The organism is Roseobacter sp. AzwK-3b (genome assembly GCF_000170875.1).
Classification (GTDB): Bacteria; Pseudomonadota; Alphaproteobacteria; order Rhodobacterales; family Rhodobacteraceae; genus Roseovarius; species Roseovarius litoreus.
In genome coordinates this window covers 113,077-124,398 of sequence record NZ_ABCR01000011.1, presented here as the reverse complement: position 1 = coordinate 124,398, position 11,322 = coordinate 113,077, and the positions used below count along the sequence as shown (strand labels likewise).

Below are 11,322 nucleotides of genomic sequence, written 5' to 3'. Positions count from 1 at the left end.
TCAATCGTCCATCTTGAGGGCAGAGATGAACGCCTGCTGGGGGATTTCCACCTTGCCGAACTGGCGCATCTTCTTCTTGCCGGCCTTCTGCTTTTCCAGAAGCTTTTTCTTGCGGGTCACGTCGCCGCCGTAACATTTGGCGGTCACGTCCTTGCGCATCGCCGAGAGCGTTTCGCGGGCGATGACCTTGCCGCCGATCGCCGCCTGGATCGGGATCTTGAACATGTGGCGCGGGATCAGGTCCTTGAGCTTTTCGCACATGGCGCGGCCCCGCATTTCGGCGCGGTCTCGGTGGACCATCATCGACAGGGCATCAACCGGCTCGTCGTTGACGAGAACGCTCATCTTGACGAGGTAATCCTGACGGTAGCCCATGATCTCGTAGTCGAAGCTGGCATAACCCTTGGTCACGGATTTCAGGCGGTCATAGAAATCGAACACGACCTCGTTGAGCGGCAGATCGTAGACCGCCATCGCCCGGCTGCCCGCATAGGTCAGATCCATCTGGATGCCGCGCCGGTCCTGACAGAGCTTGAGCACATCGCCCAGATATTCGTCCGGCACAAGGATCGTCGCCTTGATGCGGGGTTCCTCAATGTGATCGACATAGGTCAGATCGGGCATGTCGGCGGGGTTGTGCAGCTCCTTCATGGAGCCGTCTTTCATGAAGATATGATAGACTACCGAAGGCGCGGTGGTGATCAGCTCGATATCGTATTCGCGTTCGATCCGGTCGCGGATCACCTCGAGATGCAGCAGGCCCAGAAAGCCGCAGCGGAAGCCGAAGCCGAGGGCTGCGGAATTCTCCATCTCGTAGGAGAAGGAGGCGTCGTTGAGGGCCAGTTTCTCGATCGCGTCGCGCAGGCTTTCGAATTCGGCGGAATCGACCGGGAAGAGGCCACAGAACACCACCGGCACCGAGGGCTTGAAGCCCGGCAGCGCAGTTTCGCAGCGGCGCCGGTCATGGGTGATCGTGTCGCCCACCTTGGTGTCGCGGACCTGCTTGATCGAGGCGGTGATGAAGCCGATCTCGCCGGGGCCAAGCTCGTCCACCACGGTCATGGCGGGGCGGAACACGCCGATGCGGTCCACGTTATAGGTGGCGGCGGTCTGCAGCATATGGATGCGGTCGCCCTTTTTCATGACGCCGTCCATGATCCGCACCAGCACCACCACGCCCAGATAGGGATCGTATTTGCTGTCCACCAGCATCGCCTTGAGCGGCGCGTCGCGGTGGCCCTTGGGGGCGGGCAGATGGGCGACGATGGCTTCCAGAACCTCGCGGATGCCCTGCCCGGTCTTGGCGCTGACGGGGATCGCGCCGGAGGCGTCGATGCCGATCACCTCTTCGATCTGCTCGGCCACGCGGTCAAGATCGCTGGCGGGCAGGTCGATCTTGTTGAGCACGGGGATCAGTTCGTGATTGGCGTCGATCGCCTGATAGACATTGGCGAGGGTCTGCGCCTCGACGCCCTGCGTGCTGTCGACCACCAGAAGCGAGCCTTCGACGGCGCGCATCGAGCGGGACACTTCATAGGAGAAGTCCACATGGCCCGGCGTGTCGATCAGGTTGAGCACGTATTGCTGTCCGTCCTCGGCGGTGAAGTCGATGCGGACGGTGTTCGCCTTGATGGTGATCCCGCGCTCACGCTCGATATCCATCGAGTCGAGAAGCTGTTCCTTCATGTCCCGTTCGGCCACCGTGTCGGTCATCTGGATCAGACGATCGGCAAGGGTGGATTTACCGTGGTCGATATGGGCCACGATCGAGAAGTTGCGGATGTGCGAAAGCGGTGTCATGCGCAGGGATATGCGCCGCAATGCAGGCTTGGTCAATAGCTGGCGTCGGAGGATGGCAGGACCGTGAACCGATTGCCGATGCGATGATGCAGACAAGACGCGAAAGGAGCGGATATGACGCAACAAATAGCCTTCCACGCCCGGATCACGGGCCGGGTTCAGGGGGTCGCCTTCCGGGCCTGGGTGCAGGCCGAGGCGGAGGGGCGCGGCCTTGCTGGATGGGTCAGGAACGAGGCCGATGGCGCGGTGACCGCCTTGATCGAAGGACCGCCCGACGCCGTCCGGGAGATGCTGGATGCGTTGCATCAGGGCCCGGACAGGGCGCGGGTGGAGCGGGTGGAAACCGTGCCGACAGAACCCGAAGGTCTGAAGGGTTTCGCGATCCAGCGCTGACGTCGCAGCGGGCCCGTGGGACGGGGCCGTTGCAGGGAAGATGGACACTCGGAACCTATGCAGCGCGGTGGTGCCGGAAACTTGAAAAGTTTCCGGGGCGATTTCTTTTCAAGAAATTGGGTCAGCGCGCACCGATCAGGCGGGCCATGTCGAGCATGCGGCACGAAAAGCCCCATTCGTTGTCGTACCAGCCGAACACCCGCAACAGACCGCCAGTGGACACCGAGGTTTCCAGCCCGCTCATGATGACCGATTCGGGTCGGCTGCGCAGATCCGAGCTGACCAGAGGTTGCGTGGTCCAGCCGAAGACCGGCGAGCGGGCGGCGGCGTCCTGCAGAACCGCGTTCACCGCATCGCATGTGACCGGCGCACGGGTCTGCACCGTCAGATCGAGGCACGATACGCTGGCGGTGGGCACGCGGATGGCCCGCGCCTCGATCCGGCCTTTCATATGCGGCAACACAAGCCCCGTCTGATGCTGCGCGCTGGTGGTGGTGGGCACCATCGACAGGGCGGCGGCACGGCTGCGTTCAAGCGCGCTGCGGGGCTTGTCCACCGTGGGCTGACTGCCGGTGTAGCAATGCACGGTCGTCATCTGGCCACTGACGATCCCGAAGGCGTCATCGATCAACCGCACCAAAGGTGCGAGGGCGTTGGTGGTACAGGAGGCGTTCGAGATGATCCGCTGATCGGTCAGATCGCCTTCGTTGGCGCCCAGAACCAGCGTCGCGTCGGCTTCGGCGGAGGGGCCGGAGACCAGCACCGCCGCGGCCCCTGCGGCCAGCCCGCGTTCGGCCATCGCCCGCGCGCCGCCCATACCGGTGCATTCCAGCACCACATCGACCCCCGACAGATCGAGCGCCCGAAGATCGGGTTCGGCGTGAAACGGGATCGCGCGGCCATCGACGTCAAGCACCCCCTGCCCCGACGTGACATCTCCGGGCCAGGGGCCGAAGACGCTGTCATACTGGAAAAGATAGGCGCAGGTGGGCAATGGCTCGATCTCGTTGATGAGGACAAGCTCGATATCGGGCGCGTCGCGCAGCAGGATGCGCAGAAGCGTGCGGCCGATGCGGCCAAAGCCGTTGATGGCGACGCGAAGGGGGCGGGTTGGCATGTCAGGCTCCGATGCACTGGGCGGGGCGTGTCGATTTGGCCGCACTGTGGCGCGCGACCGCGCGAATGCCAACCACGAAAACCGGAGCGGGTTCAGTCCTCGATCGGCGCGATCAGGTCGGCGCCCGAGGCGCGGTTGGAATTCACCGCACGGTCGACGCGCCAGAAGGTCAGCGCATCTTCGGGCGCGGGCCGCATCAGGGTCGCCGCGCCATGCCCCGCCTCGCCCAGCCAGAGCGGCCAGTCACCGGGGTCGAGGATCACCGGCATCCGGGCATGCAGAGCCTGCATCGGCGTGTTGGCGGGACAGGTCACGATGGCGCAGGTGGTCACCCGATCCTCGCCCTGCCCCCAATCCTGATAGATCCCGGCAAAGGCGAGCGGGCTGTCATCGGCATGCGTGATATACCACGGCAGGCGGCCCCCTTCGGCACCCTTGGTCCATTCGTAGAGTCCGCTGGCGGGGATCAGGCAACGCCGATCCCGGCAGGCGGACCGGAAGGCGGGCTTTTCGGCGATGGTTTCGGCGCGGGCATTGATCAGAAGCGGGCCATCGGTCGGGGTCTTGTACCAATGCGGGATGAACCCCCACCGCATCGCGCCCAAGCGACGGCCTTCGGGGCCAGAGGTCACTGTATGGATGCGGTTGGTGGGACAGATGTTGTAATCGGGCGTGTCCGGCAGATCATTGGCGGGGGCCGCCGCAAAGAGCCGCGCCATCGCGTCATTGGGCAGGGTCAGGGCGAAACGACCGCACATCGCGCCTAGCCGCGGTCCAGGATCGACGAATAGAGCAGCGCGCCCCAGCCGGTCAGTTCAGCCTCGATCCGCGCCCATGTGGCACCCATCGAGATGGGGTCAGTGCGGGTCACCTGAGCGATCTGCGCAAGGCTGCGCCGCCCGTCGATGGCCGCGATCAGGGGGGCGGCCTCTTTCGGCAAGACCAGACGCGCGGTCACCGAACCGAAGCTCAGTTGCGGATGCTTGCCCTGGACCACAGCCTGCGCAAGGGCGCGAGGGTCGATCCCCTTGAGATGGGGAATGCGCGCACGGTTGCGCCCCGAGGCCGGGCCACGCGGCGCGTCCGAAGCCACGGCATAGCCAACATGCGTCTTGATCGTGCCATTGAGCTTCTCGGCTACGGCCATAGCCTCGGCATCGCTCAAGTGGTCGGGTCGCTCGGTCAGGCGGGCCAGATCATAGAGCGCGGGCATGGTGAAGCCGGAAAGAGCCCAGCCCGTTGCCTGCATCACCTCGAGCAGTTCCGTCACGGTGAAGGCGCGGTCCTGGCTGTGCATCAGCAGATCGTAGAAGCCTGCATCGCTGTCCTTGTGATCGCCGAGATTGGGGTTTGTCAGGAAAGGATCCCCTGAGGCAGGCGCGCGAGCAAGGCACGCGCATGCGACAGCCGGTCTTCGGGAGCAAGCCCCTCAAAGAGCGCGCCGAAGGCGGCCTGCAAAGGATAGACGCCAGAGCGGCCATAAGGCGCATAGACCATGAACCCCATGCCGCCCTTCGGCGCGAGGGCCGCGCGCAGGGCGGCAAAACCTGCCGCCGGATCGGGCAGGTGATGCAGCACCCCGCAGCAGTCGATATAATCGAACTCCCCCAGATCGGGCGCATCGAGCAGGCTGCCGGTGAGGAAGGTGATCCGATCCAGCCCTCGCGCCGCCGCACGCGCTTCGGCCACCTGTCGGGACGCGGTGGAGAGATCGAGATAGGTCACCTCGCAGGCGCGGTCGGCCTGTTTCATCAGAGCCGCGATCTGGATCAGCCCGTCGCCCGTGCCGCCACCGGCCACCAGAACGCGCAGCGGCTGCGACCAGTCGCGGCACCCGTCGAACAGGAAATGGTCGATTTCCAAAGGGTGCGAAGGAGAGCCGGTGACAAGGCGCCGCGTCTCGTCAGCGGGATCGCGTTCGGGATAGGGATAGGCTTCGTACTGGGCCTTGACGGTGGTCATTCCACGCCTCGTGAGGATGGGGGCATCGGCCCGAGTGTGCCTTGCCGGGGCGGGATTGCAAAGGGGCGGCTTGGCCCCTTAGGTTTGGCGCTTGACCGGCGCCCGCGCTCAGGGCATCACCCGTGGCATGCTGATCTACAAGATTTTCCGCACCGATGAATGGCAGGCGCTGCGCCGTGAGGGCATCACGAGTGGCGCGCCAGTCGATCTGGCCGATGGCTATATCCATTTCTCGACCATGGAACAGGCGGCCGAGACAGCCGCGAAGCATTTCGCGGGACAGGAGGGGCTGATGCTGGTCGCGGTCGAGGCCGAGACGCTTGGCGAGGCCCTGAAATGGGAGCCGTCACGGGGCGGCGCGCTGTTTCCGCATCTCTACCGCGATTTGCGGCTGGAGGATGTGCATTGGGCGCAACCGCTGCCGCTGGCGGATGGGGTGCACCAGTTTCCGCCGGGGCTGCAATGAGCATGCTGGAACGGCTGGGGCTGGCGGCGCTGCATCGGCTGGAACCGGAACGCGCCCATGACGCGGCATTGCTGGCGCTGCGCGCGGGGCTGACCCCCCTGCCCGGGCTTGTCACATCGGACCGGCTGCGCTGCGAAGTGGCGGGGCTTCATCTGCCCAACCCGGTGGGGCTGGCGGCGGGGTTCGACAAGAACGCGGTGGCGCTGTCACCGCTGAGCCGCGCCGGGTTCGGGTTTCTGGAAGTGGGCGCCGTGACGCCGCGCGCGCAACCCGGCAATCCGCGCCCGCGGCTGTTCCGGCTGGCGCAGGATCGCGCCGTGATCAACCGTTTCGGCTTCAACAACGAGGGCATGGAAACGGTGGGCGCAAGGCTGGCCATGCGTCCGCGCAATGCGGTGATCGGACTCAATCTGGGGGCCAACAAGGACAGCGCGGACCGGGCCGAGGATTTCGCCCGGGTTCTGGCGCATTGCGGACGGCATCTGGATTTCGCGACGGTCAATGTGAGCAGTCCCAACACCGAGAAACTGCGCGACCTTCAGGGTGCCGAGGCGTTGGCCGGGCTGCTGGCCGGGGTGATGGCGGCGCGCGACGGGCTGCCGCGCGCGATCCCGATATTCCTCAAGATCGCCCCTGATCTGAGCGATGCGGAGCTGTCGGAGATCGCGGATGTGGCCATCAAGGCAGGGCTTGCGGGGATTATTGCGACCAACACGACGCTGGACCGGGAGGGGCTGCACGGCCCGCACGCGGCGGAAAAGGGCGGGCTGTCGGGCGCGCCGCTGTTCGAGAAATCGACGCGGGTTCTGGCAAGGCTGTCGGTGCTGACCGGGGGCGCCCTGCCGCTGATTGGCGTGGGCGGCGTGGCCTCGGCCGAGGCGGCCTATGCCAAGATCCGCGCCGGTGCGAGCGCGGTGCAGCTGTACTCCGGGCTGGTCTATGAGGGGCTGTCGCTGGTGCCGCGCATCTCACGCGGGCTGGAGGCACTGCTCGAGCGCGACGGATTTGCCAATGTGGCCGAGGCTGTGGGCACGGGGCGCGACGCATGGACGTGATCGAGATCTGGCACAACCCGCGCTGTAGCAAGTCACGCGCGGCGCTGGCGCTGCTGGAGGCGCGGGGTCACAAGATGCGGATACGCCGCTATCTGGAGGACCCGCCGAGCGCCGAAGAGCTGCGGCAGGCCCAAGACGCGCTTGGCCTGCGTGCCATCGACATGATGCGCCCCGGTGAGGCGCTTTTCACCGAGCTGGGCCTGAGCCGCGACGCGGACGATACCCGGCTGATCGAGGCGATGGCCGCGCATCCCAAGCTGATCGAGCGGCCCATCGTCCTGTGGCAGGGCCGCGCCGCCATCGGGCGACCACCCGAACGGGTGATGGACATCCTCCAGGGGCTTTGCACACCGCCCGAGACGGCCTAACAGCGTTCCGCCTTTGACCTTAGGCATGAGCCAAAGGCGGAACGCGTGCAACGATTGAACGGACCACTGCATGTCGCGAAAATCTGTGTTTCAGGTTTTTCGCGAAACGCTTTAGATTGACGCAGAGGCAATTCCGAGCAGGAGCCCGGATGACAAGCGATCACACCCGACAGCGCGCCAAACACGGGCCAGCGGCATGGCTCGATGCGGTGGTCTATGATCTGGCGCGGCAGATGCGCTGGACCTTCCTGCCGCCCCTGATGGTCTATTTCGCAGCCGGGTTCTCGGGTCTGACAGGGATCGTGGGCACCTTCTTCGTCAAGGAATACCTTGATCTTTCAGCGGCCTATCTGGCGGGGCTGGCGTTTTGGGCGGGGCTTCCCTGGGCTTTGAAGATGCCGCTTGGGCATCTCGTGGACATCATATGGCGCTGGAAATGGCTGCTGGTCTATCTGGGTGCGGGGCTGATCGGGCTGAGCATGATCATCATGTATTTCGTGTTGACCGAGCGCGAGATGATGGAGGCGATCATGCCGATCAGCGCCTGGTACATCACCTCGTTCCTGCTGACGCCATGCGGGCTGGTGATCCAGGATGCGGTGGCCGATGCAATGTCGGTCGAAGCCGTGCCGCGCGTGGATACGCAAGGCGCGCCGATCCCGGAAGAGCAGTCGCGCGCAATGCATGTCACCATGCAAACGCTGGGGCGCTTTGCGCTGATCACCGGCACGGTGGTGGTGGCCGCACTTAACATCTGGATGTTTCGCGGGATCGAGGCGATGGACGCGGCGGCCAAGGCGAATGTCTACGCCACGATCTATCTCGTGGCGCTGTCCATTCCGCTGGTGTCGGTCTCGGGTGTGATCCTGGCGGGGGTGCAGAAATACCGCGCCAAGCACAACCTGCGCAAAACGGGCCTGAGCCCTGCCGAGGCCGACGCGCTTTTCGAGCGCCCGGACGAGGACACGACGCCCAACCCGTGGTATTTCATCGGCGGCGGGGCGTTCGTGATCCTGACGCTGGCGGTAGGACTGGGACAGGTGCCCTATAGCCAGGAGATCATCTTTACAGGCTCGATGGCGATCGTGCTGTTCCTGATGCGCCAACTGGTCGCCACGCTGAGCGCCGCGCAGGCCCGCGCGCTGATCGGCACCGCAACGATCATCTTCATGTTCCGCGCAGTGCCGAGACCGGGCGACGGGATCACCTGGTTCAATATCGACGTGCTGGGGTTCGACCAGCAGTTCCTGTCGGTGCTGTCGCTGATCACCTCAGTTCTGACGCTGGTCGGGATCGTGGTGCTGCGCCCGCTGATGGCGGAAAAGCCCATCGTCTGGATCATCGCGATGCTGACCATCGCGGGCGGGGTGCTGACGCTGCCGAATATCGGGCTCTATTACGGAATCCAGGATATCACGGCGCCACTGACCGGGGGCGTGGTGGATGCGCGCTTCATCGCGATCCTCGATACGGCGATCGAATCGCCGCTTGGACAGGTGGCCATGATCCCGATGCTGGCCTGGATCGCGCGCAATGCGCCCTCGAACCTCAAGGCCACGTTCTTTGCGGTCATGGCCTCGTTCACCAATCTTGCGCTGTCGGCCTCGAGCCTGACGACGAAGTATCTCAACCAGATCTACACCGTGACCCGAGAAGTGCGCGACCCGGCCACCGGAGAGGTGACCGTGCCAGCGGATTATTCCGAGCTTGGCGTTCTGCTGATCGTGGTGACGGCGATCACCGTGGGCATCCCGCTGCTGGTGATCTGGCTGGTGCAGAATTCGCGCCTGCGCACCAGCGATTGAGGGATGCGCCAGCGAGGGGCCAGCCCCTCGCGCTCCCCGGGATATTTGCGGCCAGAAGAAATCAGGAAGAGCCGGGCGGATGGGCGGCCCGTTCGAGCGCCGGGTAGCGCAGGCCGAGGGACAGGGCGCGCGCCAGAAAGCTGATGAGCAGCGCGGCCCAGAGGCCGTGATTGCCATGGGCGGGCAGCAGCAGAGAGGCCGCCAGCACATAAACGGCAAGGCTGAGTGCCATCATGTTGCGCATGTCGCGGGTACGGGTGGCGCCGATGAAGATGCCGTCGAGCATATAGGAGGCCAACCCGAACAGGGGTGCGGCCACCATCCAGGGCAGATAGAGTCGGGCGGTGTCCTGCACCGCCGCGTTGCGCGCCATCAGATCGATGATCGCGGGGCCGAGCAGAGCGAAGCTGAGCGCCAGGCCAATCACCGCGACCACGCCCCATTGGCTGGAGATAAGTGCCGCACGGCGCAGGCGGGCGGGATCATGGCGGCCCATGGCCTGACCCACCAGGGCCTCGGCGGCGAAGGCGAAGCCGTCCAGCGCATAGGCGGTGATGTGCAGGAACTGCATCAGCACCTGGTTGGCGGCGAGCGTCACATCGCCGAGGCCCGCGCCGAGAAAGAGGAACGACACGAAGATGCCCTGGAGCATGAGCGAGCGCAGCAGAATGTCCGTATTGACCTGAGCCATGCGGCGCAGGGCCGGGCCGTCGAACACCCTGGGCCAGTCGCGCCAGGCCGGCACCGCGAAGGCATCGCGGCAGAGCCAGAGCGCCAGGGCCAGCCCGCCCCATTCGGCAAGGAATGTGGCCAGTGCCACGCCCTTGACGCCCCAGCCCAGGCCTAGGACGAACCACAGATCGAGGCCGATATTGATGCCGTTCATCGCCACCTGGATAATCAGCACCGCGCGCGTGCGCTCAAGCGCGATTAGCCAGCCGGTCACGCCATAGAGCGCGATGATGGCGGGGGCGCTCCAGATGCGGATTGAAAGGTAGTCATGGGCGAGCGCCTCGACCTCGGGGCTGGCGGGCGCGAGCAGAAAGGCCGCGTGGAACAGCGGCAGCTGCAGCGCGATCACCGCCACCCCCGCGATCCCTGCCACCATCAGCGCTCGGGTGAGCAGCGCCGCAACCTCGCCCCGGCGCCCGGCGCCATGGGCCTGACTGGTCAGACCCGTGGTGCCCATGCGCAGAAAACCGAACACCCAGTAGACCGCCGAGAGGATCACCGCGCCGATTCCCACCGCACCAATCGGCGCGGCAAGGCCCATCTGGCCCACCACAGCGGTATCCACCGCGCCCAGGATCGGCACGGTGATATTGGCCAGAACGATGGGAACGGCGATTTTCAGAACACGGGCATGGGTGATCGCCGCAGACCCCGGACCCGCCGCCGGGACGATGTCAGCCATCACGCGGCGGCATGAGGAAATGGCCGGAAGCCTGCGCGAAGGGCCGCGCGCGATTGTCCTGCCATGCCTCGACATGTACCGAGGCGTATCGCCGTCCCGAGCGCGTCACCTGCGCGCGCGCATAGGCATCGCGCGGCAGGCCAGAGCGCAGATAGTCGACGGTGAAACCGATCGTCTTGGGCAGGCGCGGCAGCCGACCCCGGGCCAGATCGTCGGGATCGAGCCGGCCGCTTTCGATCTCATCCCAGAGCATCGACCAGCTCAGGCCGATGATCGCCGTCACCTCGAGAAAGGCGGCGGTGGCCCCGCCATGCAGGGCCGGCAGCAACGGGTTGCCGATCAGCTTGTCCTCGAAGGGCATGATTGCGGTCAACTCGTCGCCGCGCCGATCGAAGGTAATGCCGAGAAAGCCGATATAGGGCACGCCACGCACCAAAGCCCCGAGGGCCGCGTCGCGGCGCTGCTTGACCACCTGAACAGGTTCGGGACGGGGGCGCGCCATCAGGAGGGCTCGACCGTGAAGGTTCCGGTGGCGGTGGCAACGGGACGGTCAGCGTCGTCATCCATGGCACGGGCGCGCACGAAGGCCACAGAGCGGGTGATGTGGAAGCATTCGGCCTGCGCGCGGATCCGCTGGCCCGGAGTGGCCGGGCGCATGTAGTCGATGCGCAGATCGATCGTAGCCGTGGAGCCGGGATTGCGGGGATGGCTCATGGCGGCAGCGCCACAGCAGGTGTCCATCAGCGCCGACACCGCGCCGCCATGGATCACCCCGGTTTCCGGATCGCCGATGAAGCGCTCGTCATAAGCCATGACGATCTCGGCGGTGCCTTCGCCGATCGAGGTCAACTCCATCCCGAGGGCCCGGGAATGCGGGATCGCGGTGATGAACTGCTCGGCGATTTTCGTCTTGTCCACGCTCATGCTGTTCCTGCGCCCATC

The 11,322-nt window shown here is 65.5% G+C and carries 13 protein-coding genes; 5 read left to right on the top strand and 8 right to left on the bottom strand.

All coding sequences use genetic code 11. From position 1 onward, the window contains the following. The gene (gene lepA / locus RAZWK3B_RS17060) at positions 1 to 1,800 is read right to left on the bottom strand and encodes a translation elongation factor 4 (protein WP_007817352.1); all 1,800 of its coding nucleotides are present in this window, start codon (positions 1,798 to 1,800) and stop codon (positions 1 to 3) included. A 114-nt stretch (positions 1,801 to 1,914) separates the two neighbouring features. On the opposite strand from lepA, the gene RAZWK3B_RS17055 reads away from it, so the two are divergent. After that, positions 1,915 to 2,193, top strand: a complete 279-nt coding sequence (locus tag RAZWK3B_RS17055; RefSeq protein WP_007817349.1) for an acylphosphatase — start codon at positions 1,915 to 1,917, stop codon at positions 2,191 to 2,193. 121 nt (positions 2,194 to 2,314) lie between these two features. Here the strand turns inward: RAZWK3B_RS17055 and RAZWK3B_RS17050 are convergent, their stop codons facing one another. The 4 genes from RAZWK3B_RS17050 to RAZWK3B_RS21735 all read right to left on the bottom strand — a co-directional run bounded on the left by RAZWK3B_RS17050 (position 2,315) and on the right by RAZWK3B_RS21735 (position 5,272). After that, a complete protein-coding gene (locus tag RAZWK3B_RS17050) occupies positions 2,315 to 3,310 on the bottom strand; it encodes a type I glyceraldehyde-3-phosphate dehydrogenase (RefSeq protein ID WP_007817348.1) in 996 nt (331 codons plus the stop codon). Between the two features lie 92 nt (positions 3,311 to 3,402). Beyond that, the gene (locus RAZWK3B_RS17045; protein WP_007817346.1) at positions 3,403 to 4,068 is read right to left on the bottom strand and encodes an SOS response-associated peptidase; all 666 of its coding nucleotides are present in this window, start codon (positions 4,066 to 4,068) and stop codon (positions 3,403 to 3,405) included. 5 nt (positions 4,069 to 4,073) lie between these two features. Beyond that, positions 4,074 to 4,607: a hypothetical protein gene (locus tag RAZWK3B_RS21740; protein ID WP_007817344.1), complete on the bottom strand. Its 534-nt coding sequence runs from the start codon at positions 4,605 to 4,607 to the stop codon at positions 4,074 to 4,076. A 56-nt stretch (positions 4,608 to 4,663) separates the two neighbouring features. Next, entirely contained in the window at positions 4,664 to 5,272 is a 609-nt protein-coding gene (locus RAZWK3B_RS21735; RefSeq protein WP_007817341.1) for a class I SAM-dependent methyltransferase, read from the bottom strand. 127 nt (positions 5,273 to 5,399) lie between these two features. On the opposite strand from RAZWK3B_RS21735, the gene RAZWK3B_RS17035 reads away from it, so the two are divergent. The 4 genes from RAZWK3B_RS17035 (at position 5,400) to RAZWK3B_RS17020 (ending at position 8,966) form a co-directional block, all read left to right on the top strand. After that, positions 5,400 to 5,738 carry a DUF952 domain-containing protein gene (locus tag RAZWK3B_RS17035; RefSeq protein ID WP_007817339.1) on the top strand — a complete coding sequence of 113 codons (339 nt, stop codon included), beginning with the start codon at positions 5,400 to 5,402 and terminating at the stop codon, positions 5,736 to 5,738. Beyond that, positions 5,735 to 6,793: a quinone-dependent dihydroorotate dehydrogenase gene (locus RAZWK3B_RS17030; RefSeq protein ID WP_007817337.1), complete on the top strand. Its 1,059-nt coding sequence runs from the start codon at positions 5,735 to 5,737 to the stop codon at positions 6,791 to 6,793. The genes RAZWK3B_RS17035 and RAZWK3B_RS17030 overlap by 4 nt, the downstream gene beginning before the upstream one ends. Then, positions 6,784 to 7,161, top strand: a complete 378-nt coding sequence (gene arsC, locus RAZWK3B_RS17025; protein WP_007817334.1) for an arsenate reductase (glutaredoxin) — start codon at positions 6,784 to 6,786, stop codon at positions 7,159 to 7,161. Before RAZWK3B_RS17030 ends, arsC begins: the two co-directional genes overlap by 10 nt. Before the next feature lie 149 nt (positions 7,162 to 7,310). Further along, positions 7,311 to 8,966, top strand: coding sequence for an MFS transporter (locus tag RAZWK3B_RS17020; RefSeq protein WP_007817332.1), 1,656 nt, complete (start codon positions 7,311 to 7,313; stop codon positions 8,964 to 8,966). A gap of 61 nt (positions 8,967 to 9,027) precedes the next feature. Here RAZWK3B_RS17020 and RAZWK3B_RS17015 read toward each other — a convergent pair whose 3' ends face one another. The 3 genes from RAZWK3B_RS17015 to RAZWK3B_RS17005 are packed head-to-tail and all read right to left on the bottom strand — an operon-like array spanning position 9,028 to position 11,304. Further along, positions 9,028 to 10,380: an MATE family efflux transporter gene (locus tag RAZWK3B_RS17015; protein WP_007817330.1), complete on the bottom strand. Its 1,353-nt coding sequence runs from the start codon at positions 10,378 to 10,380 to the stop codon at positions 9,028 to 9,030. After that, the gene (locus tag RAZWK3B_RS17010; RefSeq protein ID WP_007817328.1) at positions 10,373 to 10,882 is read right to left on the bottom strand and encodes a PaaI family thioesterase; all 510 of its coding nucleotides are present in this window, start codon (positions 10,880 to 10,882) and stop codon (positions 10,373 to 10,375) included. The genes RAZWK3B_RS17015 and RAZWK3B_RS17010 overlap by 8 nt, the downstream gene beginning before the upstream one ends. Next, positions 10,882 to 11,304 carry a PaaI family thioesterase gene (locus RAZWK3B_RS17005; protein WP_007817327.1) on the bottom strand — a complete coding sequence of 141 codons (423 nt, stop codon included), beginning with the start codon at positions 11,302 to 11,304 and terminating at the stop codon, positions 10,882 to 10,884. The genes RAZWK3B_RS17010 and RAZWK3B_RS17005 overlap by 1 nt, the downstream gene beginning before the upstream one ends. Positions 11,305 to 11,322: the final 18 nt, after the last annotated feature.

Coding starts and splice junctions, on each gene's coding strand:
- RAZWK3B_RS17045 (WP_007817346.1), bottom strand. CDS start 4,068: ATGTGCGGTCGTTTCGCCCTGACCCTGCCCAATGACGCGATGGCGCGG.
- lepA (WP_007817352.1), bottom strand. CDS start 1,800: ATGACACCGCTTTCGCACATCCGCAACTTCTCGATCGTGGCCCATATC.
- RAZWK3B_RS21740 (WP_007817344.1), bottom strand. CDS start 4,607: ATGCACAGCCAGGACCGCGCCTTCACCGTGACGGAACTGCTCGAGGTG.
- RAZWK3B_RS21735 (WP_007817341.1), bottom strand. CDS start 5,272: ATGACCACCGTCAAGGCCCAGTACGAAGCCTATCCCTATCCCGAACGC.
- RAZWK3B_RS17005 (WP_007817327.1), bottom strand. CDS start 11,304: ATGAGCGTGGACAAGACGAAAATCGCCGAGCAGTTCATCACCGCGATC.
- RAZWK3B_RS17020 (WP_007817332.1), top strand. CDS start 7,311: ATGACAAGCGATCACACCCGACAGCGCGCCAAACACGGGCCAGCGGCA.
- RAZWK3B_RS17055 (WP_007817349.1), top strand. CDS start 1,915: ATGACGCAACAAATAGCCTTCCACGCCCGGATCACGGGCCGGGTTCAG.
- RAZWK3B_RS17035 (WP_007817339.1), top strand. CDS start 5,400: ATGCTGATCTACAAGATTTTCCGCACCGATGAATGGCAGGCGCTGCGC.
- RAZWK3B_RS17050 (WP_007817348.1), bottom strand. CDS start 3,310: ATGCCAACCCGCCCCCTTCGCGTCGCCATCAACGGCTTTGGCCGCATC.
- arsC (WP_007817334.1), top strand. CDS start 6,784: ATGGACGTGATCGAGATCTGGCACAACCCGCGCTGTAGCAAGTCACGC.
- RAZWK3B_RS17030 (WP_007817337.1), top strand. CDS start 5,735: ATGAGCATGCTGGAACGGCTGGGGCTGGCGGCGCTGCATCGGCTGGAA.
- RAZWK3B_RS17010 (WP_007817328.1), bottom strand. CDS start 10,882: ATGGCGCGCCCCCGTCCCGAACCTGTTCAGGTGGTCAAGCAGCGCCGC.
- RAZWK3B_RS17015 (WP_007817330.1), bottom strand. CDS start 10,380: ATGGCTGACATCGTCCCGGCGGCGGGTCCGGGGTCTGCGGCGATCACC.